Below are 24,023 nucleotides of genomic sequence, written 5' to 3'. Positions count from 1 at the left end.
GAAGAAGTGACTTTATGTCTTACTATAACAAACGAAATCAAGAACCGCTGCCAAAGGAAGATGTGAGTACTTGGGAATGCACAAAAGAAGACTGTAATGGCTGGACCCGAAAAAACTTCGCCAGCAGTGATACGCCATTGTGCCCTTTGTGCGGAAGTAAAATGGTCGACGGCATCCGTTCATTAGTGAATCTCCAAAACAACAGCCAAACGAAAACAAGCTAGTTCTTCCCTATAACAAATGCAGTCTCCCGCAAGCAAACAAACCCCGAACGGAGACAAAATTCTATATTTCAGAATAAAAGCCTCTCATTGCAAGAGGCCAAATACGAAGAAAGAAGCCCAAAACTGTAAACGTTTAGGGCTTTTTTGTCTGCTTTAATGGTATAATATGGATATAAGAGGATTGATAACGTGATCTCAAACCAGCAGCAAAAAGACTTGAAAAAAAGAGCTGCGTTCAAAAAGCTGAATGTTGCAATGAACTCATATGTTGAACTTCTGTTTTTGTCGGTACCTCTGATTCATATCTTTAAATGGCTCGGATCATTAGCTCTGCACCTCATCCATTAAAAAAGCCACTCAGCTCATGCCGAGTGGTTTTTATTAGTTAATCACAGAAAAGCTGTTGATGATGCCGTTTGGATTTTCCCATACTTTTTTGAAGGTCTTATTTTCAAGGCTATAGGAATAAATCGTCCGCACCTTAGCTTCACGCCCTGTTTCGTCCTTCAGCTTTTTAGCCCCCTTGGCTTCGGCAAGAAAATAAATGTTCTTTCCATCCTTAGAGAACTGAGGCTGTGCGTCAATTAACAGCTTAAATGATTTTTGATTTGAGATGATGCTTTCATATTTTTTCGTATCCGCATTGAGCATTTGAATAGAAGCGGTTTGCTCCGTTCCTTTTTGCGTATATGATGTGAATAAAATACGTTTATCATCATCAGAAACAGCAATATCGCTGATAAATTGGTTCAGGCTTTTCAGCTCATTAAATTTATTTTGGCGGCCTTCCGCAAAATGAATCGTTGTCGGTTCTGGGTCGATGCCCTTTTCGTTTGCTTCATCTGTTTTCTTGTAGTCTTCTTCTACAGAATAATGAAGCAATGCAAATGAATCGTTTTTTTGGTTATAAAAGAAGCTGCTGACGGTGTCATCCTGATCATTAGCGGCAGGATAAAGATTTTTATACTTTTTCGTCTTCAGATCAAAAGCGGCGATCCGAAAATTGCTTTCGTCCGCTTTTCCTAAGCGGAAATAGATGGTTGAACGGTCCTTTGATAAAAATAAACTGTCCGCACTCTCCGCGCCTTTATAAAGCATCGTTTTTTTATGAGACTTCAGATCCAATTTAAAAAGCCTCATTTCATTCTGTTCATTATTGCCCGTATAATAGAGCACCTGCTGTTTTTGATCCAAGGCAAATGCCGGATAGCTGGTCAGCTTCTCCTCATGGATCACCTTGTCATTTTCATAATACTTTGTCAGCAGATCCGTATCTGTAATTGAAACCAGCAGCTCATCACCGCTTTCGGTATTGACTGAAACATCAGCAGCCTTCTCATGGCCTTTATCCTTTGCAAGATAAAACGCAACCCCCGCGGCAGCTGCCGCTATTATCACTGCTAATAATAATATGATTCTTTTTTTCATCTTTTATCTCCACCAATAGAAAAAGCAAGAATGTGACTTCTTGCTTTCCAGATTATATATGTACATTAATAGCTGTAATGCCCCGCTACTTTACCTTTGCTTAATGGATATCCAAGCGCTTTAAACGCTTTAGGGCTAACATCCAGCACTGCATTAGGCATTCTGCCAACATCATTTTTATAAACCGTAATCACCTTTTTAGGCTTCGCTTTTGCATAAGCTCTGATTTTTGTCCCGTTTCTAGGAACATCAAATCCGATTTTGGTCGCACAATCCCAATGTCCAAGTTTCTTACCTGAAGAGCCTTTTTTCCCGACTCCATTATACCAAGTAATATTTCCGTTCACATGTTTCGCACTGGCATCTGATGAAAAACTAAAAGCTCCCAAAGTACTTCCTACTAAGATAAAAGCGGCTAAAATGACTTTCTTCAACATTTCGTCCCCCTGTTTGTTAACATCTAGGAAGATTATACACGATCAACCAGCTATTTTTTATTTCAATATCCTTACAGTAATGTTACAAAGTCAAAAAAGTTACTCTGCTAAAATAAACCATGGAAGATTATCCTATTATAATAGCAGTATTAGCGTTATAATTATTGATAGAGTAGTTGTCGCATTCAATATGAACGAACCATTACCGTATTGTTCAAACCAAATTCATAGCTATGTAAACGATTGATACTCTCATATAAAGAAAAAAGAGTGTGCGAGACCCTTTTTTCTTCAAAGTTTCTTTTTTCAAAAAAACGTAGATTATATTATATAAAAATTTCATTTCTTTTTTGGTTTTAAAAATGGCGATTTTGTGAACAGTTCATATTGACCGGTGCGGAATTACTCACATCAAAAGTTATAGGAGTGGTAATCCATGAAGGCAGCAAGATGGCATAACCAAAAGGATATCCGTATTGAACATATCGAAGAGCCAAAAACGGAGCCGGGAAAAGTAAAGATCAAAGTCAAATGGTGCGGCATCTGCGGAAGTGATTTACACGAATATCTGGGCGGCCCGATCTTTATTCCGGTTGACAAACCGCACCCATTAACAAATGAAACGGCACCTGTCACAATGGGGCATGAATTCTCCGGTGAAGTTGTCGAAGTCGGAGAAGGCGTTGAAAATTATAAAGTTGGAGACCGCGTTGTAGTCGAGCCGATTTTTGCTACACACGGCCACCAAGGCGCCTACAACCTTGATGAACAAATGGGATTCCTCGGCTTAGCCGGCGGAGGCGGCGGTTTCTCTGAATACGTCTCTGTAGATGAAGAGCTTTTGTTCAAACTTCCTGATGAATTATCATATGAACAAGGCGCGCTCGTTGAACCTTCTGCAGTTGCTCTATACGCTGTCCGCTCAAGCAAACTCAAAGCAGGCGACAAAGCGGCTGTATTCGGCTGCGGCCCGATCGGACTTCTTGTCATTGAAGCGCTGAAGGCTGCCGGTGCAACTGATATTTACGCTGTTGAGCTTTCTCCTGAACGCCAGCAAAAAGCTGAGGAGCTTGGCGCGATCATCGTAGATCCGTCTAAAACAGACGATGTAGTCGCTGAGATTGCAGAACGTACAGGAGGCGGTGTTGACGTAGCATTCGAAGTCACTGGTGTCCCAGTGGTGTTACGACAAGCCATCCAGTCCACTACAATTGCCGGTGAAACCGTCATCGTCAGCATTTGGGAAAAAGGTGCTGAAATCCATCCGAACGATATCGTAATCAAAGAACGTACAGTAAAAGGAATTATCGGATACCGCGACATCTTCCCGGCTGTATTGTCATTAATGAAAGAAGGCTATTTTTCAGCCGACAAACTCGTAACGAAAAAAATCGTACTAGATGATTTGATCGAGGAAGGCTTCGGGGCTCTTATTAAAGAGAAAAGCCAAGTCAAAATCCTTGTCAGACCTAACTAATTTGAAACCAAAAAGAATCCGCACTCGGGTGCGGATTCTTTTTTTAATTATCCAATCACTTCAGCCCCAGAATCCTTCTTTGCCCCGCCGTGATCATAAGCGCGGAAGTTTTCCTCCAGCTGCTCAAGCGAAAGACCTTTCGTTTCCGGTAAAAACTTCTTCACAAACAGGACAGAGCAAATTCCTAATCCAACGAAGATAAAGAACGTTGTGGACAGCCCGATAGCTGCCAGCAATATCGGAAACGTGAAACTGACTGCAAAATTCACCATCCACAGACAGAATACCGTAACACCCATTCCCAGTCCGCGAAGGCGAAGCGGGAAAATTTCAGATAGCATCAGCCAAGTCACTGGTGAAATGGCGCCCTGCTGAAAAGCAAGAAATGTGACCGTTAATGACAGGACTACATACGGAAGTGCCGGTGATCCTTCAAGTACAAGTGAGAATATCCCGATTAGCAATAATGCTGTTGTCGTACCGATCAAGCCTGTCATCAGCATCGGCCGGCGCCCCACTCTTCCCAGCAGCCAGATTCCGACGAATGTTGCCAATACCGAAATCACGCCATTCGCAATATTTCCGATTAAAGCGGCTTCCGTTTGGAAACCGGAATTTCTTAGAATTTCAGTCCCATAATACATAATCGAATTCACACCTGTAATTTGCTGTACAATCGCAATCCCTAATCCAATAAACACAATACGGCGCACCCATGGGACTGAAAGATCTTTAAACGTCGCTTTTTCAAGCTGATCTTCTTTTTTGAAAGCGAATTCAATTTCTTGCAGCTCAGCTGCTGCCCGTTTTTCATCCCTGATTTTTTTCAATACACGTAAAGCATCTTCTTTTCTTCCTTTAGAAACAAGCCAGCGGGGACTCTCGGGCATTCTGATCATGCCGAAAAACAGGAACACGGCTGGAAGTGACGCAATGACCAGCATAAACCTCCACACATGGGAGTTGTCTCCCATTGTTGTTCCAAGGATCGCATTAAAAACAAAGGCCAAAAGCTGTCCTGATACAATCATCAATTCGTTCTGCGTCACCATCCGTCCCCTGCTTTCCACAGGAGACATCTCTGCTAAATAGGCAGGCACCGTTACGGATGCACCCCCAACCGCAATACCGAGCACAAAACGGGAAATAATCATGACCGTAACATTTGGTGCAAACGTGCACCCAATCGTTGAAATAAAAAATATAACAGCGAGGAACAAAATATTTTTGCGGCGGCCGTTAAAATCAGACATCCTGCCGCCAAACACAGCACCCAGTGCCGCTCCAAAAAGAAGTGAACTGGTGACAAGGCCCTCTGTGAAGGCATTGAGATTAAGCTGATCCGGCTCTCCCATATACGGCAAAGCTCCATTGAGCACACCGGTATCATAGCCAAAAAGAAGCCCGCCGAAAGTGGAGACTAAAATAATTGTACGTAAAAATGACATTTGATTGCCTTGTTTATTCATACTGTTTCCCCCAGTCTTTTTCAAAATGCGTATGTCAAAAACTCATTCCAGGGCTGCTGCCTTCCTCACATTTCGTAAGCAGGCTTCAGAAAATAGTTGTTCATGTTTTTATCCAATAACCTCATAACAACCTCATAACCTTCCCTTCTTCTTAGCATGTCAGTCCTGATGGAAGCGATTTCATTTCTCACTAAAAGAACAATGGTCATTTCTTTGTGTATAACCTTGTAAATTTGGCATTTAATAGTCACTTGATAGTTAAATTGTAGTGATATGATAGTGATATTTTTGTTACATCTGATATTATCATAATTATAAAAATGCTTTCAGTCAATATAAATTTCTGAAAATTTTTTACTCTATAAAAGGAAAATCACCAATTCAAGGGGAAAATGAACGTTTTTCTTCATGAAAATGTGTGAATCAAGTCAAAAATCCTGTGATTTTCTATTCATATCGATAAATGAGTAAGTGTTGGGTAACTTCACCCATTTTTCTCTGTAAAATCAAACATTCGTTCAATTGTTTCAGACTCAGGATAAAAGGAAATAGAGAAGAAAATAAAAGAAGGCTGACTTAAGGGAGGCAACCAAAATGAGTGAGGGTTATATCATTGCAGGCCTTTTATTATTGACAGCGGGGATGATTGATTTTTTATGGACCACGTTATGGTTAGAGAGCGGTGCAGGCCCGATCACAAGATGCCTGTCTGCCTGGCTGTGGAAGGGCTGCCGCAAAATCAGCGGTGACCACGCAAAGGTTCTAAGTATGGCTGGTCCTCTGCTGTTATGCCTGACGTTAGTGATATGGATTAGTCTATTTTGGGGCGGGTGGGTTTTGATTTACTCAAGTGACCCTCAATCACTTATGGAAACTCAATCAAAAGAACCGGCTTCCTGGTCAGACCGAATTTATTTTTCCGGCTATGTCATGTTTACATTAGGAAATGGCGACCTCGCTCCGAACGGAGGCCTATGGAAGCTTGTCACGATTATTGAAACAGCTCAAGGACTGCTTACCATCACGTTTTCTGTCACGTATTTGATTTCCGTCTTGAGTGCGGTTAATCAAAAACGCTCCTTTGCCCAAAGTGTATTAAGTCTAGGGCATGACGGAACAGAAATCGTCCATAATGCATGGAATGGCAAAGATTTTCACGACATTGATTTTCTTCTTGTCGCTGCCTCATCAGAACTGGGAAAGCTGACCGCTCAGCATAACGCCTTCCCCATCCTTCATTTTTACCACAGCACGCAGCATCAGGAATCATCCATTATAGCTGTTGCTGTATTGGATGAAGCTCTAACCATTTTCAAATACGGAATTCCTGAACAATATCAGCCGAATCAGCTTCATATCAAAGAAGCGCGCTCAAGTATCAAAAACTATCTGGATACCGTTCATACTGCCTATATCCATCCTGCAGAACAAGCGCCGCCGGAACCAGACATCTCAAAGCTTCAACAATCAGGCATACCGGCTTTATCAAAGCAAACATTTCAAATTGCCGTCAATTCAATAAAGGAACGCCGTCAATTGCTGCTGGGAATTATCCAAGCGGGGGCTCGAAAATGGCCTGTTCAGGAGCAAGCAATAGGTAACGCTTATTCTCCTAAATAAAAAAGTCCCGAGTGCTGATCACTCCGGACTTTTCACTGTATGAGTCTTACACAAGCTTCTGGCCGCAATTCGGACAAAAATTGGCTTCGCCCGTTTTTGTTCCGCAGTTTGGACAGAAATTCGGTTTGCTTCCGCTGCCAGTTGACTGTGGGCCTGATGACTGTGCCTGCTGATTTTGATTCATTTGGTTCATCATCTGATTGGCCATATTCATTCCCATCATCATTCCAGCCATATCCGAAGCCGCTCCGCCTCCGCTCATCTTTCCGGATGCCATTCCATCCGTCATTGATATTTGCTGGTATCTGTTCACATCCCCAACCATACCGTAGGAAGCGTTCTTTGTAATCATATCTTGAACCTCTTGAGGATAATTAAAGCTCATGATTTGAAAACCAGTGACCGTCATCCCGTCGCTTATTAATTGCATATCTAAGTCCTCTTGAATTCCCTTGGCAATATCAAAAGCGTTTGCTTGAAGATTAAACATATCTTTCCCTTCTCTTGTGATCCACTTCATGAGAAGCTGATCCAGAATAGAAATGATACGGGTTTTAATATCCTCTACAAAATATTGATCTTTCACGCCAGCGATTTTATCAATCAGGCTGATATAGTCCTGCACCTTGAAATTAAATGTGCCGTTTGCGCGAATGGGCATCCCGCCTGGCATTCCCGCTGCCGGAATATTTATCGCCTGTTTTGTTCCCCATCTTACGGTAAATTCCTTCGTATTGACAAACAGCACCTCAGCTCGCATGCCGCTGTTAAAGCCAAACTTAAAGCCCTTTAACGTTGAAAGGAATGGAATAATTTCTGATTCAATATCATAATCGCCATCATCTTGAAAGACTCCTTCAACCCGCCCATTGTTCAAAAAGACAGCATCCTGTCCGGGACGAATGATTAAACGGCTCCCTTTTTTGATTTCACGATTGTTCCATTTATAAAAAATCATATCATCTCTAAATTCTTCCCACTCTACTACATTCGCTAATTGATTTCTGAAAAACGACATTACGCCTCTCCCTTTCTCTATTTCTTACATTTAAAAACTGCCCCGGCTCCCACTGTATGACGTGCCGCCTTTCGTAACACCGCCATCGCTGCCGCTGTCTTTATCTGATGGTTTTCTTTCTCTTGTTACAGTCGTTCTAATATAAGTGTCGTATTGATCAATCACATCAGACGTACGCTGATCCATATATGTATTTCCATTAACCGTTACTTTGCCGCCTGCATGATAAAGCATGATTGAAACCGCAATTCCCCCGACTGCGATGGCAGCAATCAGCTGAAACCACCATGTAAAGAATATGTTGTCAGGGTTTACTCCCGGTTTTATGCCCATATCTTTATAGGAAAGCTGAATATATGTCTCAAAAGCTTTAAAATAATTTTCATTGGATAAATCAGATGAAATCGTATTTCTGATACTATTGAGCCTGCTGTTGTCCAAATACTGTTCGGCTTTTTTGAAGCCTGCGATAAACACTTCTCTGTTTGTCATATCAATCGTCAGAATGGCTGTGCTGCCTTTTCCGTAACGATCATAAAAATCGCCGGTATAGTCTGCAATATCTTCACCGTTTGTGCTTTTGGTCGTAATAATGATGAAATCAGTGTCCCTCTTTGCACCCAGCTCTGCCGAGAGAGATTCAAGTTTTCCGATCTCCGCTTTTGACAATAGATGAGCGCGATCGTACACATGCTGCTGCGATTCAGAGGCTCTTGCCGCTTCGATACCCAGTAAAGGCATCATGATGAAAACAGCCAGCACAACAAAGATCGCTTTCCCAAAAAATCCACGCATCAAAATCCGCCTCCCATCATCAATGAGACGAGCTTCAACGCAAGAAATGTCCCGCCTGCTATTCCGCTAAACCATGCAGCCACTTTTCCTCGACTGATCGGCGGCTTTCCAACGACCTTTCCTGTTTGCCCGTTCATCGCAAAGATATGCTCCGCTCTTTCATAATCGTAACTGACCATCCAAACAGGAAGCAAAACGTAAAAGCTGTTCACGTTTTTCGTGTGAATATGTTTGTCCCTCACATTGACTGACGTATATCCGGAAAAAGTAGAATGGATGTATGAATCTATATAACTGCTGATTTTCTCTTTTGCCCTCGGAAAAAGCTCCTCATCGGTATAATTGTACTTTTCCGCAATATAACCGGCCAAATATGCCGTTTGAAAGTCCTTCAGCTCTTCGTATGAATAAGGCTCCAATTTGTCCATTAATTCGTCTTTCATTTTTTCAGAGGCATCGACAGGGATTTTCAAATAATCGAGATTGATATCACGAAACGCTTCAAAGTGCTCTGTTTCCGTGCAAATATAATCCCCTTCTTCATATTGATGGACTCTGGTACAGTTTGCTCTCACCTGTACTTCACTATTTAAATCAAACATCCAAAATGGAATATACATGCCGGTGATGCTTTTGATACGATCAGCAGACATGAAACCTCTTGGTGTCAGAAGGCCTTTTTTGCACCACTTTCGAAATGCCTGCTCCGCTTCTTGCTTGCTGATTGTAAATGGAATGACCTTCGCCGGCGCCAAATGTCCTGATAAACGATCGGCAAGTATTGCAGCACCTCCGCAGAAGCTGCACGTCGTTGCTGTCGTTTCAGCTTCCGTGATCAAAATGGCACCGCAGTTTTCACATTGATATTCTTTTGCTTCATCATCAGAAAACCGTGCCGCAATGTTTTCTTTCGGAAGGCTTTCAATATTGTCCTGTCTTCCGCAGCTGCTGCAGGATAACGAGCCGGTTTCACTGTCAAATGCCATATCACTGCCGCAGTTCGGACACTTATAAGATATTATCATTACCGTTCCCTCTCACATCTTATGATAAAATAACGCCGCAGCCGAAAGCTGCGGCCTCCTATGTATTACTTATCGAGCATCATTTTCGCTTTTAACGCCGCAAGTTCATCATCAACCTGGCTTGAACCGCCAGTGTCATACTTTGCAGTCAGATCAGCCATATCATCCTGCGGAGCGCTGTTCAGTTCAGCCATTGCATTGGCCTGATCAAGTGCCTTATTTACTTTGTCCTCCATTCGGCCGAATGCAGACATTGATTGGCTTGTACTTGAAACAGAACCGCCTAGTTTGTTCATTCTTTCTTGCGTTTTCGCTACTGCCCACTTCGCCTTGATCATATTTTTGCGTGCTTCCAGCTCTCCAATGTCAGATACCAATTTGTCATGCATCTTTCGCATCTGTGCGGCATTGGTTGCAGCAATTTGATTCGCCGCCTGCAGCTCAGAAAGCTTTGATTCCAAAGATGTTTTTCTTTCAAGGAACTTTCTCGCATCGCCCTCATTCCCGGCTTGCAGCGCCTTCATTGCATAGCTTTCCATCTTTTCCATATCCGCCTGGCATTCGTGATATTCTCTTTTTGCTCTCTGCTCCTCGGCCATAACAGCTGCTGTTTCTGCCTTAACCTTAGCCAAATCGCTATTCATGTTTCTTAAATATTGATCTGCCATTTTCTCCGGATTTTCAGCCTTGTCCAATAAAGCATTGATATTCGCAGACATAATATCTTTAAATCTTCCAATTATACTCATCATATCGTTCCTCCTAAAGCTATTCGGTAACCCTTGTTACATATACTATTTATTATCGTTAAAAGTTTCACTTTTTTAATAAAAAATGACATTTCAAACGAAAAATATACAACTTTTTACCTGAACAAAAATGTAAGTAATAAAAAAAGATGCCCCCAAAAGTCCAAAGACTTTCAAGAGACATCTTCAATGATTTACAAAGAAACTTCAATCTCATCCATGCTTGGCAGTGCATCAATCGCTCCAATTTTAGTGCAGACAAGAGCTCCGACCTTATTGGCAAACGCCACAATCTTACGCAGTTTCACAAAATCAGCATCTACAGATTGAATCTGATCCGTATTTGCCAATTGATATAAAGCCGCACCGACAAAAGCATCTCCCGCCCCTGTTGAGTCAATTGATGTCACCGGAATGCTTGGAATGATTTCACGGTCTTTTCCATTGGAAAGAAGCGTTCCGCTTTTCCCAAGTGTCACAGCGACAATGTTGGCTCCGATCTCATGAAGGATCGCAACACCCTTTTCATGATCCTTCACACCGCTGATAATCTCAAGCTCCTCGTCACTGACTTTCACAAAATCACTTACAGCGATCGCTTTTTTCGCAACACTTACAAACTCTGAGACTCTTCCCCTCCATAAATCTTCACGGTAGTTAGGGTCAAACGAAATAAACTGTCCATTGTCTTTCGCAATCGACATCAACCGTAAATAGGCTGAGCAAAACGGATCCGATAACAGTGCCGTCGCAGAGCCGAAATGAAGGATTTTCGCTTCGTTTAGTTTTTCCTGGTCAATGTCCTCCAGCGTAAACAAAGCGTCCGCGCCTCTATTAAAAACAAAGTCACGCTCTCCATTTTGTTTTAATGAAACAAAAGCAAGCGTTGTAGGCGCTTTCTCATCCATCACCAGCATAGAGGTATCGACATGTACAGCGTCCAATGTTTGCTTCAGAAAATACCCAAACGGATCCTTTCCTACTTTTCCGCTGAAAGCGGCGTCTCCGCCCAGCTTAGCAATTGCTGCCGACACATTCGCCGGTGCCCCGCCGGCACTTTTCAGGAATTGGCGCCCTACCATTAAATCAACGTCAACATCGGTACAAAAGAAATCAATCAACAATTCCCCAATACAAACTACAGAATGACTACGCATATTATCACACTCATTTATAAAGTCTAGATTACAGTCTCAGTATATTACTTTCTGCCATAAATACAACATTGAATATTAAAAATTTTACATATATTTATCTCGCAGACCTTTGCTCCAGCTCAGAGATGATGTGCTTATATCTTTTTTCCGTTAAAGGATAGAAGGCGATAAGAATAATAGAAAGCAAAATGAAAAATCCCGGAATCAAAGCATTCATATTTTTAATCGCATTCAACGACGCAACTGTCTGGTCTGTATTCGCCACATACCCGGCGATTCCTAAATAAATGGCCGAAAATGACCCGGCTAACGCAACACCCAGCTTATTAATAAAGCTCATGCTCGAAATCACAACACCATCCGCGCGAATTCCGGTTTTCCATTCCGCATAATCGACGCAATCCGCAACCATTCCCCAAGCAAGCGTATTTAAAGGCGTTGTGAAAAATCCCGAAGCGAAAAGCCAAATGAAAATGAGTGGAATTGAAGAATACGGCGTAAAATGCAGGCCGGCATAAGAAATAAGCGATAGAGCTGCCGTGATAATCATGACTTGTTTTCTGCCCCACTTCTCAGAAAAGAAAGGAATAAACAAATTGCTGATCAGCGCTGCCCCGAAAAATAAAACGGTGCCCATAAACACGAACTCTTTATGGTTTACGTTATACGTAAAATAATACACCATCGTGCTGAGCTTAATATTAAACCCGATCGCAAAAGCCAAAAATGACGAAATTAACATGAGCAAGGGTTTGTTTTTGAATAAAACGGATAACGTCTTTTTGATCCCTTGTTTTTTTCTCTTTTTAGGCTGAATCCGCTCCCGTACAGTAAAGAAACTAAATAGATTCAAAACGATGCTGACAGCCGCATAGATGAGCGCCGTCATCTGAAATCCAAACGCCTGATCCTCTCCTCCGATAGCAGTTGCAAGCGGTGTCGCACAGGAAATGGATAAAAGAATGCCGATATACACCAAAATCATCCGGGTTGTGGTCAGAACCGTCCGTTCCTCCACCGAATTCGTCATCCGCCCCGTTAAGCTGTTCACCGGGATCGTTTGCATACTAAAGGACATCCCAAGCAGAATATAAGTGACATACGCATATACCATATTTCCGGTCTCACCGAAATGAGGCGTCGTGAAACATAAGAATGTGAATAGCGCAAAAGGAAATGCCACCCACAGCAAATATGGCCTTGCTTTTCCCCACCTTGTATTCGTTTTATCTAAAATCAATCCCATGATCGGGTCAAAAATAGCATCCAGCACACGCACAACAAGAAACAAAGTTGCGATCACCGCAGGCTGAATGCCGCCGACGTCTGTATAATAAAATAATAAGTATGCGTTTACAAACTGAAAGATAATATTATACGACATATCGCCGAATCCATAGCCGATTCGTTCAAACCAGGACAGTCCGGTGCTGGATTTTGACTGACGCTTCGCATTCATTGCCGTTACTTTTTCTGTTTCAATCATATTTCCCACCCCAAGAATCCGTTTTCATTACCAGTAAACAAGAGGGAGAATACGAAGATCCTCCCTGTTCACTCAGCGATTTGGATACACCATCACTTTTAAACATTCATTCTTAAATTGATGCGCCCGTTCCATCGCATCTTGCGTCTGCTCCAGTGAATATTGGTCCGTTACAAGATGCTTCGTGTCAACAATGCCGGAAGCGAGAAATTCGATTCCCTTCGGATACGTATTGGCATAACGAAAGATTCCGTAAATATCAATCTCGTTATCCGCAATAAACGGCACATTGAGCGGAATCTCGTTCTGTGAAGGCAAACCGACAATCGCCAATTTTCCGCCCCGGCGCACAGAAGCCAGTGCGGATTGCAATGCCGCTGGATTCCCTGCTGTTTCCCAAGCAACATCAACGCCTCTATCATTCGTGATCGTTTTAATCTCTTCAAGTGCATCCTGTTCACGTATATTAATAATATGAGTCGCTCCCATTTTTTTCGCAGCTTCTAACCGCAGCGGCTCTAAGTCGGTGACAATGATTGTGCCTGCCCCAAATGCTTTAGCTGCGGCAACAGCCATTAACCCAACAGGGCCCATCCCCATAATTGCAATCGTTGATCCGGGCTGTAGCTTCGTTCTGGCCGCCGCATGGATGCCGACAGAAAACGGCTCGATCAAAGCAGCATCTTCATAAGAAAGTGAGTCTGGGATTAAAAAAACAAAGTCCTGACGCATTTTAATATATTGGACAAACGCACCGTCTACCGGCGGTGTAGCCAAAAACTGTACATCCGGGCAAAGATTATAGCGTCCTTCTTTGCACGCCTCACAGCGTCCGCACGTAACACCCGGCTCTACAGCGACGCGGTCTCCCACTTTAAATTGATCGACAGCTGATCCGACAGCGGCAATCTCTCCCGCACATTCATGCCCAAGGATAAATGGTTTTTCCACTACATAGTTGCCTATTCGGCCATTTGTATAGTAATGCAGATCTGATCCGCAAATTCCGACAGCCATCACCTTAATCAACACTTCATCATGATTGATGTCAGGCACAGGCACTGTTTCGATTTTGATTTCTCTTGTATTGTGCATAACAGCCGCTTTCATGTTCTGAGGTACTGTGTGAGTCATTTGGCAAATTCCTTTCTTTAGAAAATAAAATGTAAGTGCATACATTTTTATTTTCTCTGTTACTGCCCCCATTTTATCTGCTTTTCAAGACGTTCAACAGCCTTTTCTGCTGTATAAAAGGACAGCGGCACTGTACTTTTATTTTTTCATATACAAAAAACGCTGGATTGATAAAATAGTACTAATAGGAGGTGCAGGCTTATGGCTGAACTTGAAAACCGAAAACAATTTGCACAACTGCTGGCACCTGGCGTCAAAACGCTAAAACTTCATCCTGATTATAAAGTCAGAAGGAAAAAGAATGAAAAAACAGGACAGTCTTACATAGATAAAATCGCACTCCAGCTGGGAGTCTCCCCAAACACGATCAAAAGCTGGATCGGACAGATGGGGGCAAACTACATTCCCGGAAGAATTGACGACGGAAAACTGTTCGGAATGATCTGGATCATTCTCGAAAAGACCGACTTCGATATCGATTGGTTGACCGACTTGCTGGAAGCCACCACTATCCCAGTCATCAAACCCGCATTGCCTGTATGGGCAGCATCTTGTTTGAAAAAAGCGAAAATACTGCGAAAAGACGGATTATTTGGGGCTCCGAGTGAAGACGAAATTGAAAATGTAGTAAAACGGCTGTTTCATGACAGACCCGGCCATGAAACGAATGCGCTTACAGAACAGCCTATCACGCATAATTTACCCTCACGCTGGTCCGGACGCTTTATCGGACGCAGCTTTGATATGGAAGCGATACGGCAATGGATGCTTTCTCCTTCACCAGTCTGTTTAATCACCGGCTGGGCTGGTATGGGTAAAACCACAGTCGCTCTTGAAGCCGCTTATTCCTGTGTCGACGATACTTCAGATTGGCTGGCGTTCAACAGTATCATTTGGGTCAGCGCTGATTGGAAAGGATTGAGCTTTAGCGATTTTTTAAATACGATCGCCTATCAGCTCGGACGCACAGAACAAATCGATAAATCAATCAATGAAAAACGATTCGTCGTCCGCAATGCGTTAGCCAATTACACAAGAGAAAAACCGATCCTGCTGATTGTTGACAGCATTGATACTGCAGAACGTGACATTCATGAATTTATCACCAGCCTTCCGCAAGGCGTGAAAGTTCTCCTCACAGCGCGGGAAAACGTAAAGCAAACCTATCGGGAAAGCTTCGGAGAAATGACAGCTATTCAGCTGAGCGGCCTTGAGCAAACAGATGCCTTGGATTTTTTTCAGCAAGAAGTGCACCGATGCTTACAAACATGCAACATTCAAAATAAACGGGAAAAGCTGGAGCAGCTGTTACATCTATCATCTGACCTGAAAAACGAATTCATTTCAGCGACTGCCGGAAACCCGAAAGCCATGGCACTCAGCATTGCCTATATGTCAGACGATGACATCCCCGCTCAGCAGCTGATTCATGAGCTTGGAAAAGCAGGCTACTCACTGCTGGAATTGTTTGAATTCCTCTTTGGCCGCACTTGGGATAGATGCAATGAAGATACGCGAAAGCTATGGCAGACGCTTTGCTTTTTCAGCAAGCCGCCTGATGAAAAAAGCCTGGCGGCAGCAGCCGGATTAGACGCCCGCCGTTTTCATTACGCTATGGAGCAAATGCGGTCATATGCGCTGATTCAGCCGGAACGAAGCCAAGGCAGGACACAATACTTAGCGCACCAAACCGTTGTCGCTTACGGAGAACAGCACTTGTCCGAACAGCACGAATATGAAAAAGAAGCCCGCAATCGCTGGGCTCACTATTATATTGATTATGCCGAAACCCATTTAAAGCGGGAACAGCCCAACTCTATCTATTGGAGCTACCTGCTGGGACGGAACTTAGATCAAATGAAACAAGAATGGCCAAACATCTTAAAGGTCATCCAATGGGCAAGTGAAACCGATCAAAAAGAAATCCTAATCGAACTCATCACCCGCATCAGCCATTTTCTAAGCAGAATCAACCTGCCCTTGCGAACCGAATACGGACACAAAGCGGCCGACGCCGCCCATCAAATAGGCCAACACACACGAGAAGCGTACTTCCGAATCGACACAGCAGGCTGGGCCCTGATGGAAGTCAATGATTTAGACGGGGCCTTACAGCAAATAGAGGCCGGACTGAAGACTCTGGAACAATCAGACGATCACGATGCCTATGATCTAAAGGTTTGGGGACACGCACTCAAAGCAAGGCTTTTTTTAAAAGACGGGCAACAGGAAAAAGCAGAGACCATTTTAAACGAAATCGAAAATCAACCGATTTCCCCTACCATTCAACACAGAGTTCTATTGGTTCGCGGTGACTTAAGCTTTGCGAGAGGTCATCATGAAGAAGCCATTCAATTATACGAAGCGGCAAATGAAATCAGCTCCACGTACGGCGGCGAAAAAACGATAGAAGCCTATTTCAATCTGGGTGTCGCTTACGTGAAATGTGGTCAATTTGAGAAAGCGGAAGAAGCCTTTGAGCAAATGCTCTATGACAAACACAACGCCAATCAAGTTGAACTGATCTACTATCACTACGGAATGGCGCAGCTGTTGTACCGTAAAGGAGAGAAAACGAAAGCGATGGAAGCTAATCAGAAAGCGATTCGTTTGATTGATTCGTGGGAGCCTGCGATTGGGATTCGGGGAGAGGTGGAAGAACTGGCAATGGTGATTAAAGAAACCGACTAGTACGCATAGTAGTTCTGTCAGCAATCTCACTCAGTTTCTTTATTATAAATAGAAAAGGCCAACTGAAGTCGCAGTTGGCCTTTCGTTTCTTATTAAGGTCTACAAATGTACTGAACCAGGTTTTCCCTTATTTATCCTTTCTCTTATAAAGGAAAGCGTATCATTTGCCAGTTTTTTGCGACAAAAAACAATACCGGAATGACCACAATCGTAGACATATCTTGTGGGTTTCCCCCAACTTTCCCATAAATAATCTGCATCTTTTAAGTCAATATACTGATCATGTTTAGCAGAAATCAGCAGAATGTTATCTTTATTAACTTTCGGCAAGGCTTGACTAGGATCTGTGATATTCCAATATTTTGTTAAATCTTCATAGGTCACACCATTTTGTTCTAATTCTTCTCTTATGAATTTACCTGGGATCGTGTTCCATATTGAATAAGAAAGGCGATTGGCATAAAAGATTGATACCACTACATCAATTTGAGATTCTAGGGTAGCAATTAGATTAGTGATCCATCCCCCTAAACTTACCCCCACTATGATAACAGGGCCTTTTTTATTTGCTTTTATCCAGTGAATTAATGCCCGTAAATCTACAATGGCCTGTCTTGTCGACTCAATTGTACGATCAATATTCGCACTAATCATCAACTCGCCACTATACAGTGAATTTTCCGGTTCTCTTTCAAAATGGTATGGAAGAGAATAATAATACATGTTCCAGCCTAAATCGTTCATTATACGCTTATGAAATATTCTTTTGATCCTATTGTACGATTCCATGCGCCAGCCGTGTACAAAGATAACATTGGGTTGATCTATATCATTTTTATGTAAAAAAACCTCCCCTTTTAAAGTATCATTAACAGGATTCCCAGTTTGAATTAAGGATTCATAACGAAATGTTCCAACCCTATACTTTTTTTTAGATTCATTCAAATCAATTGAAACATCAGCTATATTTGCACTGTAAAATTCCTCTCTATCATCGATATCGGCTGCAATAGCAGCAGAAAAATGTTTATCTTTGCTTGTTTTTCTATGTAAATCATATAAAGCCAAGCGATCTATCATTTTTGAGAAATGCACTATTAAGTCCTCCTTGGTAATCATAAAAAACTAATATTAGATTTAATAATTGGAATGTCGGTCTCCATAGAGTAGGGATGAATATTATCAAGATGTTGGTGGAAGAACCTAACTACATCGCCAGTGAATTTTTGAGAATCAGATTATTCTGCCGTTCTATATATTTAACATACATCGTCTTAGTAGCTAAAAAGCAGCACAAATAGACATTTTAATAGGTTTTCTCTTTGACAGTGTTTTCCTTGGGGAAACGTCTAAGAGTGTTGGTGACACTATTTATTTAGGTAACTGGGGCTTTTTTGTCTTATGAGAGGATACCATCTCCTGTCTGCAATAGGGAGAGAAGTAACAGAGGTTTGGACGAAAAATTTTTAAACCCTTTTTATAATCATAACAGAAATGCAGTTTACTGAAGTTACAGTAAGCCGTTTATCAAAGAAGACGTAAACAGGAATCTGAGTCGGTAGAATTTTGTATTTTGGTCAATTGAATAGTTCATATCGGGATTATCAAAACTATTGAAAATCGATATAGAACAGTGCTGAAAAAATCAAACTACGAAAGACAGAAAAAAAGAAGCTTCTCACAAGTTCAGTGAACTCATGAGAAGCCTCGAAAATTTATAAATGGATCAATAGGGCATCAAAAATGACGTCCGTTGCCGACACCCCCTTGTAAATCAAGGGTTTTTTGTCGGTTTTACATCATTCCACCCATACCGCCCATGCCGCCCATGTCAGGCATTCCGCCGCCAGCGTTTTCTTCTGGCTTGTCAGCGACAACGGCTTCAGTTGTTAAGAACATTGCAGCTACAGACGCAGCGTTTTGAAGAGCTGAGCGTGTAACTTTCGTTGGGTCAACGATACCTTTTTCGATCATGTTTACCCATTCACCAGTTGCAGCGTTGAAGCCTACGCCGATTTCTTCGTTTTTGAGGCGTTCAACGATGACAGATCCTTCAAGACCAGCATTGTGTGCGATTTGACGGATTGGCTCTTCAAGCGCGCGAAGCACGATGTTGATACCTGTTTGAGCATCGCCTTCAGCTTCAACTGCAGCGACTTTGTTATATACGTTTACAAGCGCTGTACCACCACCGGATACGATGCCTTCTTCAACAGCTGCGCGAGTTGAGTTCAAGGCGTCTTCGATGCGAAGTTTACGCTCTTTCAGCTCAGTTTCAGTCGCAGCGCCGACTTTGATGACAGCTACGCCGCCAGCAAGTTTCGCAAGACGCTCTTGTAATTTTTCTCTGTCGAATTCAGAAGTTGTTTCTTCCACTTGAGCGCGGATTTGAGTCACGCGGGCAGAAATTTTGTCTGTTTCGCCAGCGCCTTCAACGATTGTTGTGTTTTCTTTAGTAACGACAACTTTAGAAGCGCGTCCCAATTGAGCGATTTGAGTAGATTTCAGGTCAAGGCCAAGATCTTCTGTGATGACTTCTCCGCCAGTAAGGACAGCGATGTCTTCAAGCATTGCTTTACGGCGGTCACCGAAGCCAGGAGCTTTAACAGCAACTGCGTTGAATGTGCCGCGAAGTTTGTTCACAACAAGTGTTGCAAGTGCTTCGCCTTCAACGTCTTCTGCGATCAGAAGCAATGGTTTGCCTTGCTGAACAACCTGCTCAAGCACAGGAAGGATTTCTTGAATGTTTGTGATTTTTTTGTCTGTGATTAAGATGTAAGGATTGTCAAGAACCGCTTCCATCTTATCAGAGTCAGTTACCATGTAAGGAGACGCATATCCGCGGTCAAATTGCATACCTTCAACAACTTCAAGCTCAGTTGTGAAGCCTTTAGACTCTTCGATTGTGATAACGCCGTCGTTTCCTACGCGCTCCATTGCTTCAGCGATAAGGCTTCCGACTTCCTCATCAGCAGCAGAGATCGCAGCAACCTGAGCGATAGACTCTTTGCCTTCGATTGGCTTAGAAATTTCTTTTAAGTTTTCGATCGCAACCGCTACAGCTTGTTCCATCCCTTTACGCACGCCTACAGGGTTAGCGCCTGCTGTTACGTTTTTAAGGCCTTCACGGATCATTGCTTGCGCAAGAACTGTTGCAGTTGTTGTACCGTCACCGGCAACGTCGTTTGTTTTGCTGGCTACTTCAGCAACAAGCTTAGCACCCATGTTTTCAAACGCGTCTTCTAGCTCGATTTCTTTAGCGATTGTTACACCGTCATTTGTGATTAACGGAGAACCGAATTTTTTCTCTAGAACCACGTTGCGTCCTTTTGGTCCTAAAGTTACTTTTACAGCATCAGCAAGTGCATCGACACCGCGAAGCATTGCGCGGCGGGCTTCTTCACTAAACTTAATATCTTTTGCCATGTTTACAGTACCTCCTCGAATTTTTAAATGTTTTTATTTAAGAATTAGCCAATAACAGCTAAAATGTCGCTTTCACGTAAGATTAAGTATTCAGTACCTTCGTATTTCACTTCAGTACCTGCGTATTTTGAGAAGATAATGCGGTCGCCCTCTTTTACTTCTAAAGCAACGCGCTCTCCGCTTTCTAACACGCGACCTGAACCAGCTGCCACGATTTTGCCTTCTTGCGGTTTTTCTTTTGCAGAATCCGGCAACACAATTCCGCTGGCAGTTTTTTCTTCAGATTCTACGAGTTCAATGACAACGCGATCACCTAATGGCTTTAACAATGTAATAACCTCCTCAATAGTATGAATATGTAATTTTAGCACTCAGCACTAAAGAGTGCTAACACAATTCTTATAATAAAGAATCTCCCTTCCAATTTCAAGTGATAAGATAAAAATTTTTTCACGCTTACATCATTCTTTTCCGCTCGCTTTTCCGTTAGCTTTTTCACCCCCGTACCGATTATGTTACAATAGCTGTAGATGAACGAAACCCACTTAACAAAGGAGTACATACCATTTGAGAAAACAGTATTGGTTTATTATTTTGACATATATCATCATGCAGTTTTCCGCATTAATCGCGATTCCCTTGTTATTTAAATTCGGTTATGCCGGAGGACAGCCTACAGATGAAAATATGCTGCATGCACAAGGATTATGGTCCGTTATCAGCTTTATCGCCTGTCTCGTTGTTGTTCTGCTCATTCTGAGAACCGTTCCGAAAGAAACGCTGCGAAACGGACAGAAGGACTCAATCGGACTTTCTATCCTTTGGGCGATAGCCGGTTTTTTCATTGCCCTTTTCTCTCAAGGAATAGCAGGCTCTATTGAATATTATGTTTTTGGCATCGGAAGAGAATCAGAAAATACACAAGCGATTCTGGATGTCATTCAGGCAGTCCCGCTCATGATTATCGTTTCTTCCATCGTCGGGCCTATATTAGAAGAAATCATCTTCAGAAAAATCATTTTCGGCACGCTGTACGAAAAAACGAATTTCTTTTTCGCCGGACTGATCAGCTCGGTTATTTTCGGTATTGTTCACGCTGATTTGAAGCATCTTCTTCTATATACAGCAATGGGCTTTACCTTTGCCTTTTTATATGCGAGAACAAAACGGATATGGGTGCCGATTTTCGCCCATTTAATGATGAATACATTCGTCGTCATCATGCAGCTTGAGCCTGTTCGTAATTACCTTGAACAGCAGAGCACACAAATGCAATTGATTATTGGAGGATTATTTTTATGAGAAACCCGGTAGTTTGGGGAATGATCTACTTTGCCGTAGGGTGCATCTTTACTTATCTTGCCGCAAGCTCGCCAGGCAGCATGTGGTCATTTTACTCCATCCTGCTGATGGTGTTCGCCGCTTACAACATCAGCATTTCTTTTAAGATGTTCGCCTTTTCATTTAAAATCAAAAAGAACCAAAAATAAAGAAAATCCATTTCTGAATGAGAAATGGATTCAAATTAAATCCTAAAACGGCTTTCGTTTTAGGATTTTGTCATTTTCAGCGTGATTGAAAACCCTTGAAGTCTAGGAAAGGCGAGCATTGGAGCGGAGCGAATGTTTTCATTCGTGAGCACCAACGCACAGGCTTGACAACGAATGCGGGGGTTTGTCAACACGCTGAATCCATTTCTCGCATGAGAAATGGATTTTTTATTATTGCCCAGAAGACACGTCCCGATCGGCTGCACTGCTTTTCTGTGCTTTCCGATAAGCGGCCTTCGATATAAGGATACTGATTTCATATAAAATCAAAAGCGGGACTGTGACCATCATATGGGACAGAAGCTCAGGCGGTGTAATCAGGGCTGCGATCACCAGCAGCGTAAAATACGCATACTTTCTGATTTTCGCCAAGAACATCGGTGTCACAATTCCGAGCCTGGTCAAAAACATGAGGATGACCGGCATTTGGAACAGCAGTCCAAACGGAATCGTCAGCTGCAGAAGAAAATGAAAATATTCATTAATTCCGATCACCTGATTGACATTCAAGTCCTGAGAAATTCGCTTCATAAAATCAACAACAAAAGGAAATAAAATATAATATGAAAAAGATAAGCCCGCTAAAAACAGCAAAATAGAGATCGGAATGTAGCTGAGCGTTACTTTGCGCTCTTTCTCATAGAGGCCCGGGCTCACAAAAGCCCAAAGCTGATAAAGAATAACCGGCGAGGTCAAGACTATGCCGATGATAAATGCAAATTGCATAAACACATAAAGCGGGTCTGTCAGGTTAAACGCGTTAAGCGTAAGCTGCTTCGCTTCATCTGTTTCTTGCAGGTACACAATAATCGGCTTTGCTAAAAAAAATCCAGCAATAAAGAAAACGACAAACGCCAGCGCTACAATCAGCAACCGTTTTCGAAGCTCAGCAATATGCTCCAGCAGCGACATTTGATTCACTTTCATTCGTGTCATCCTAACTTACTGATCTTCTTTCTTTTTTTCCTCTTCATCACTCGTTAATCCTTTAGTAGCGTTTTTGAATTCACGAAGTGTGTCTCCCGCTGCTTTCCCCAATTCAGGCAGCTTTTTGGGACCGAAGATAATCAGAGCAACGATTGCGATAACAGCAAGGCTTCCAGGACCGATCGGCATATTTGGGCTCCTCCTTTCCCTCTATTCGATTTCCTCTAAAACTGAATAATGCTTCAAAAAATAAACCAGTGACTGAAGCTCAACTGCTAAATCTATATGATGAATTCGAATGTGTTCCGGCACATTCAAACGGGCCGGCGTAAAATTAAGGATTCCCTTGATTCCTAATGCGACCAATCTGTCTGTAATGGATTGAGCGGCAACTGCTGGCACTGTAAGAATGGCAACTGATTCATCTTTTACGTGTTGTTCAAGGTCATCAAGGTTATAGACGGGCACGCCGCCTACCTCAGTTCCTATTTTACTCTCATTTATATCAAAAGCCATAGAAATTTTTGTGTTATTATTTTTTGTGAAATTATAGTGAAGAAATGCCGTTCCCAAGTTCCCGACACCAATCAAGATGACGTCTGTCATCTCATCCTGATCAAGCGTTTTTCGGAAAAAAGACAGCAAATAATCCACATTATATCCGTATCCTTTTTTGCCAAGAGCTCCAAAATAGGAAAAATCCCTCCGAATCGTGGCAGAATCAACCTTTACGGCATCACTGAGTTCAGCGGATGATACACGCTGTTTTCCTGACGCATGCAGATTCTTTAAAAAGCGATAGTAAAGCGGCAGCCGTTTCGCCGTCGCCTGCGGAATTTTTGATTGATCCTTATTCATTTTTGGTCCTCCAAATTATACTCGGATAGTTCTCTTTTAAAGTCACCGTTTTTCCCGCCTGTCTTCTCCAGCAAGAAAGTAGGGCCGATGACCATCCCCTTATCAAGGGCCTTGCACATATCGTAAACGGTAAGAGCGCACACCGATGCAGAAGTGAGCGCTTCCATTTCCACACCTGTACTCCCTTTCGTTTTGACCTGTGCTTTTATATGAAGTATAACTTCTGCTTCTTTTATTTTCCAGTCAAACGATATATCTACCCCGCTCAGTGAAAGCGGGTGGCACATCGGAATGATATTCGACGTTTGCTTTGCGGCCATAATGCCTGCCACCTGCGCGACAGCCAGTACATCTCCTTTGCCGATATCGTGACTTTGTATTTTCTCGTACACCTCATTCTTCATGTGTACGCTTGAAACAGCCGCCGCAGTACGGACAGTCGAAGATTTTTCGCTGATATCCACCATCTGGGCTCTGCCCTGTTCATTAAAATGAGAAAATCCATTCATATTAAAACGCTCCTTAAACAGATCATACACTATTTTCTTCTCT

Annotated in this window: 24 protein-coding genes; 7 read left to right on the top strand and 17 right to left on the bottom strand. The window is 42.6% G+C overall.

Annotated elements, in window-relative coordinates:
• The first annotated feature begins 14 nt into the window (after window positions 1-14).
• Together MKY10_RS03405 and MKY10_RS03400 are read left to right on the top strand one after the other, a co-directional pair.
• Entirely contained in the window at window positions 15-224 is a 210-nt protein-coding gene (locus MKY10_RS03405) for a cold-shock protein (protein WP_003234008.1), read from the top strand.
• Between the two features lie 189 nt (window positions 225-413).
• Window positions 414-572 carry a hypothetical protein gene (locus MKY10_RS03400; protein ID WP_003243985.1) on the top strand — a complete coding sequence of 53 codons (159 nt, stop codon included), beginning with the start codon at window positions 414-416 and terminating at the stop codon, window positions 570-572.
• Window positions 573-605: 33 nt separating this feature from the next.
• Here MKY10_RS03400 and MKY10_RS03395 read toward each other — a convergent pair whose 3' ends face one another.
• Window positions 606-1,652 (bottom strand): PD40 domain-containing protein, encoded by a 1,047-nt coding sequence (locus MKY10_RS03395; protein ID WP_015252667.1) that lies wholly within the window; start codon window positions 1,650-1,652, stop codon window positions 606-608.
• Window positions 1,653-1,717: 65 nt separating this feature from the next.
• Window positions 1,718-2,089: a cell wall metabolism protein WalM gene (walM, locus tag MKY10_RS03390; RefSeq protein ID WP_003234013.1), complete on the bottom strand. Its 372-nt coding sequence runs from the start codon at window positions 2,087-2,089 to the stop codon at window positions 1,718-1,720.
• Between the two features lie 436 nt (window positions 2,090-2,525).
• Between walM and bdhA the strand changes: the two genes are divergently transcribed.
• Window positions 2,526-3,566 carry a (R,R)-butanediol dehydrogenase gene (gene bdhA, locus MKY10_RS03385; RefSeq protein ID WP_003234015.1) on the top strand — a complete coding sequence of 347 codons (1,041 nt, stop codon included), beginning with the start codon at window positions 2,526-2,528 and terminating at the stop codon, window positions 3,564-3,566.
• 47 nt (window positions 3,567-3,613) lie between these two features.
• Here bdhA and iolT read toward each other — a convergent pair whose 3' ends face one another.
• Window positions 3,614-5,035: a myo-inositol transporter IolT gene (gene iolT / locus MKY10_RS03380; RefSeq protein ID WP_029726584.1), complete on the bottom strand. Its 1,422-nt coding sequence runs from the start codon at window positions 5,033-5,035 to the stop codon at window positions 3,614-3,616.
• 594 nt (window positions 5,036-5,629) lie between these two features.
• Between iolT and MKY10_RS03375 the strand changes: the two genes are divergently transcribed.
• Window positions 5,630-6,655: a potassium channel family protein gene (locus MKY10_RS03375; protein ID WP_015252669.1), complete on the top strand. Its 1,026-nt coding sequence runs from the start codon at window positions 5,630-5,632 to the stop codon at window positions 6,653-6,655.
• A 46-nt stretch (window positions 6,656-6,701) separates the two neighbouring features.
• On the opposite strand, the gene MKY10_RS03370 is transcribed toward MKY10_RS03375, so the two are convergent.
• From MKY10_RS03370 to gutB, 7 genes are all read right to left on the bottom strand, one after another.
• The gene (locus tag MKY10_RS03370) at window positions 6,702-7,673 is read right to left on the bottom strand and encodes an SPFH domain-containing protein (RefSeq protein WP_003234032.1); all 972 of its coding nucleotides are present in this window, start codon (window positions 7,671-7,673) and stop codon (window positions 6,702-6,704) included.
• 30 nt (window positions 7,674-7,703) lie between these two features.
• Window positions 7,704-8,468, bottom strand: a complete 765-nt coding sequence (locus tag MKY10_RS03365) for a YgcG family protein (RefSeq protein WP_015252670.1) — start codon at window positions 8,466-8,468, stop codon at window positions 7,704-7,706.
• Window positions 8,468-9,493 (bottom strand): TFIIB-type zinc ribbon-containing protein, encoded by a 1,026-nt coding sequence (locus MKY10_RS03360; protein WP_015252671.1) that lies wholly within the window; start codon window positions 9,491-9,493, stop codon window positions 8,468-8,470. Before MKY10_RS03360 ends, MKY10_RS03365 begins: the two co-directional genes overlap by 1 nt.
• Window positions 9,494-9,558: 65 nt before the next feature.
• The gene (locus MKY10_RS03355) at window positions 9,559-10,242 is read right to left on the bottom strand and encodes a PspA/IM30 family protein (protein WP_015252672.1); all 684 of its coding nucleotides are present in this window, start codon (window positions 10,240-10,242) and stop codon (window positions 9,559-9,561) included.
• Window positions 10,243-10,436: 194 nt separating this feature from the next.
• On the bottom strand, window positions 10,437-11,399 hold the full coding sequence (locus MKY10_RS03350; protein ID WP_015252673.1) for a carbohydrate kinase: 963 nt from the start codon (window positions 11,397-11,399) through the stop codon (window positions 10,437-10,439).
• Window positions 11,400-11,493: 94 nt separating this feature from the next.
• Window positions 11,494-12,885 (bottom strand): MFS transporter, encoded by a 1,392-nt coding sequence (locus MKY10_RS03345; RefSeq protein WP_015252674.1) that lies wholly within the window; start codon window positions 12,883-12,885, stop codon window positions 11,494-11,496.
• A gap of 72 nt (window positions 12,886-12,957) precedes the next feature.
• Window positions 12,958-14,019: a sorbitol dehydrogenase gene (gene gutB / locus MKY10_RS03340; RefSeq protein ID WP_015252675.1), complete on the bottom strand. Its 1,062-nt coding sequence runs from the start codon at window positions 14,017-14,019 to the stop codon at window positions 12,958-12,960.
• A 201-nt stretch (window positions 14,020-14,220) separates the two neighbouring features.
• Here gutB and gutR point away from each other — a divergent pair, with 201 nt between their 5' ends.
• On the top strand, window positions 14,221-16,710 hold the full coding sequence (gutR, locus tag MKY10_RS03335) for a glucitol operon transcriptional regulator GutR (protein WP_015252676.1): 2,490 nt from the start codon (window positions 14,221-14,223) through the stop codon (window positions 16,708-16,710).
• A 99-nt stretch (window positions 16,711-16,809) separates the two neighbouring features.
• Here the strand turns inward: gutR and MKY10_RS03330 are convergent, their stop codons facing one another.
• The 3 genes from MKY10_RS03330 to groES form a co-directional block, all read right to left on the bottom strand.
• Window positions 16,810-17,805, bottom strand: a complete 996-nt coding sequence (locus tag MKY10_RS03330) for a YqiA/YcfP family alpha/beta fold hydrolase (RefSeq protein ID WP_048655027.1) — start codon at window positions 17,803-17,805, stop codon at window positions 16,810-16,812.
• A gap of 699 nt (window positions 17,806-18,504) precedes the next feature.
• Window positions 18,505-20,136 (bottom strand): chaperonin GroEL, encoded by a 1,632-nt coding sequence (gene groL, locus MKY10_RS03325; protein ID WP_015252678.1) that lies wholly within the window; start codon window positions 20,134-20,136, stop codon window positions 18,505-18,507.
• A 44-nt stretch (window positions 20,137-20,180) separates the two neighbouring features.
• Window positions 20,181-20,465 (bottom strand): co-chaperone GroES, encoded by a 285-nt coding sequence (gene groES / locus MKY10_RS03320; protein WP_003155970.1) that lies wholly within the window; start codon window positions 20,463-20,465, stop codon window positions 20,181-20,183.
• 238 nt (window positions 20,466-20,703) lie between these two features.
• Between groES and MKY10_RS03315 the strand changes: the two genes are divergently transcribed.
• Together MKY10_RS03315 and MKY10_RS03310 are read left to right on the top strand one after the other, a co-directional pair.
• The gene (locus tag MKY10_RS03315; protein ID WP_015252679.1) at window positions 20,704-21,438 is read left to right on the top strand and encodes a type II CAAX endopeptidase family protein; all 735 of its coding nucleotides are present in this window, start codon (window positions 20,704-20,706) and stop codon (window positions 21,436-21,438) included.
• Window positions 21,435-21,626 (top strand): YdiK family protein, encoded by a 192-nt coding sequence (locus MKY10_RS03310; protein ID WP_003225680.1) that lies wholly within the window; start codon window positions 21,435-21,437, stop codon window positions 21,624-21,626. Before MKY10_RS03315 ends, MKY10_RS03310 begins: the two co-directional genes overlap by 4 nt.
• Window positions 21,627-21,857: 231 nt before the next feature.
• On the opposite strand, the gene tatC is transcribed toward MKY10_RS03310, so the two are convergent.
• Genes tatC through moaC form a run of 4 tightly spaced genes read right to left on the bottom strand, consistent with a single transcriptional unit; the run spans window position 21,858 to window position 23,980 of the window.
• Window positions 21,858-22,622 carry a twin-arginine translocase subunit TatC gene (gene tatC, locus MKY10_RS03305; protein WP_072174264.1) on the bottom strand — a complete coding sequence of 255 codons (765 nt, stop codon included), beginning with the start codon at window positions 22,620-22,622 and terminating at the stop codon, window positions 21,858-21,860.
• Between the two features lie 6 nt (window positions 22,623-22,628).
• On the bottom strand, window positions 22,629-22,802 hold the full coding sequence (gene tatAY / locus MKY10_RS03300) for a sec-independent protein translocase protein TatAY (RefSeq protein WP_003234072.1): 174 nt from the start codon (window positions 22,800-22,802) through the stop codon (window positions 22,629-22,631).
• A gap of 21 nt (window positions 22,803-22,823) precedes the next feature.
• Entirely contained in the window at window positions 22,824-23,471 is a 648-nt protein-coding gene (locus MKY10_RS03295; protein WP_003234073.1) for a redox-sensing transcriptional repressor Rex, read from the bottom strand.
• Window positions 23,468-23,980, bottom strand: coding sequence for a cyclic pyranopterin monophosphate synthase MoaC (gene moaC / locus MKY10_RS03290; RefSeq protein WP_003243499.1), 513 nt, complete (start codon window positions 23,978-23,980; stop codon window positions 23,468-23,470). Before moaC ends, MKY10_RS03295 begins: the two co-directional genes overlap by 4 nt.
• Window positions 23,981-24,023 lie beyond the last annotated feature (43 nt).

Origin of the sequence: Bacillus sp. FSL P4-0290 (assembly GCF_037975435.1) — a bacterium.
Lineage (GTDB): Bacteria > Bacillota > Bacilli > Bacillales > Bacillaceae > Bacillus > Bacillus subtilis.
The sequence above is the reverse complement of the archived record's forward strand: the minus strand, read 5'-3'. Positions and strand labels throughout refer to the sequence as shown.

What these genes read in the sequence shown, in the direction of transcription:
- walM (WP_003234013.1), bottom strand. Translation starts at nt 2,089, where the DNA reads ATGTTGAAGAAAGTCATTTTAGCCGCTTTTATCTTAGTAGGAAGTACT.
- MKY10_RS03345 (WP_015252674.1), bottom strand. Translation starts at nt 12,885, where the DNA reads ATGATTGAAACAGAAAAAGTAACGGCAATGAATGCGAAGCGTCAGTCA.
- tatAY (WP_003234072.1), bottom strand. Translation starts at nt 22,802, where the DNA reads ATGCCGATCGGTCCTGGAAGCCTTGCTGTTATCGCAATCGTTGCTCTG.
- MKY10_RS03350 (WP_015252673.1), bottom strand. Translation starts at nt 11,399, where the DNA reads ATGCGTAGTCATTCTGTAGTTTGTATTGGGGAATTGTTGATTGATTTC.
- gutR (WP_015252676.1), top strand. Translation starts at nt 14,221, where the DNA reads ATGGCTGAACTTGAAAACCGAAAACAATTTGCACAACTGCTGGCACCT.
- MKY10_RS03365 (WP_015252670.1), bottom strand. Translation starts at nt 8,468, where the DNA reads ATGCGTGGATTTTTTGGGAAAGCGATCTTTGTTGTGCTGGCTGTTTTC.
- MKY10_RS03395 (WP_015252667.1), bottom strand. Translation starts at nt 1,652, where the DNA reads ATGAAAAAAAGAATCATATTATTATTAGCAGTGATAATAGCGGCAGCT.
- MKY10_RS03375 (WP_015252669.1), top strand. Translation starts at nt 5,630, where the DNA reads ATGAGTGAGGGTTATATCATTGCAGGCCTTTTATTATTGACAGCGGGG.
- moaC (WP_003243499.1), bottom strand. Translation starts at nt 23,980, where the DNA reads ATGAATGGATTTTCTCATTTTAATGAACAGGGCAGAGCCCAGATGGTG.
- MKY10_RS03360 (WP_015252671.1), bottom strand. Translation starts at nt 9,493, where the DNA reads ATGATAATATCTTATAAGTGTCCGAACTGCGGCAGTGATATGGCATTT.
- gutB (WP_015252675.1), bottom strand. Translation starts at nt 14,019, where the DNA reads ATGACTCACACAGTACCTCAGAACATGAAAGCGGCTGTTATGCACAAT.
- MKY10_RS03310 (WP_003225680.1), top strand. Translation starts at nt 21,435, where the DNA reads ATGAGAAACCCGGTAGTTTGGGGAATGATCTACTTTGCCGTAGGGTGC.
- MKY10_RS03370 (WP_003234032.1), bottom strand. Translation starts at nt 7,673, where the DNA reads ATGTCGTTTTTCAGAAATCAATTAGCGAATGTAGTAGAGTGGGAAGAA.
- MKY10_RS03405 (WP_003234008.1), top strand. Translation starts at nt 15, where the DNA reads ATGTCTTACTATAACAAACGAAATCAAGAACCGCTGCCAAAGGAAGAT.
- iolT (WP_029726584.1), bottom strand. Translation starts at nt 5,035, where the DNA reads ATGAATAAACAAGGCAATCAAATGTCATTTTTACGTACAATTATTTTA.
- MKY10_RS03355 (WP_015252672.1), bottom strand. Translation starts at nt 10,242, where the DNA reads ATGAGTATAATTGGAAGATTTAAAGATATTATGTCTGCGAATATCAAT.
- tatC (WP_072174264.1), bottom strand. Translation starts at nt 22,622, where the DNA reads ATGACACGAATGAAAGTGAATCAAATGTCGCTGCTGGAGCATATTGCT.
- bdhA (WP_003234015.1), top strand. Translation starts at nt 2,526, where the DNA reads ATGAAGGCAGCAAGATGGCATAACCAAAAGGATATCCGTATTGAACAT.
- groL (WP_015252678.1), bottom strand. Translation starts at nt 20,136, where the DNA reads ATGGCAAAAGATATTAAGTTTAGTGAAGAAGCCCGCCGCGCAATGCTT.
- MKY10_RS03295 (WP_003234073.1), bottom strand. Translation starts at nt 23,471, where the DNA reads ATGAATAAGGATCAATCAAAAATTCCGCAGGCGACGGCGAAACGGCTG.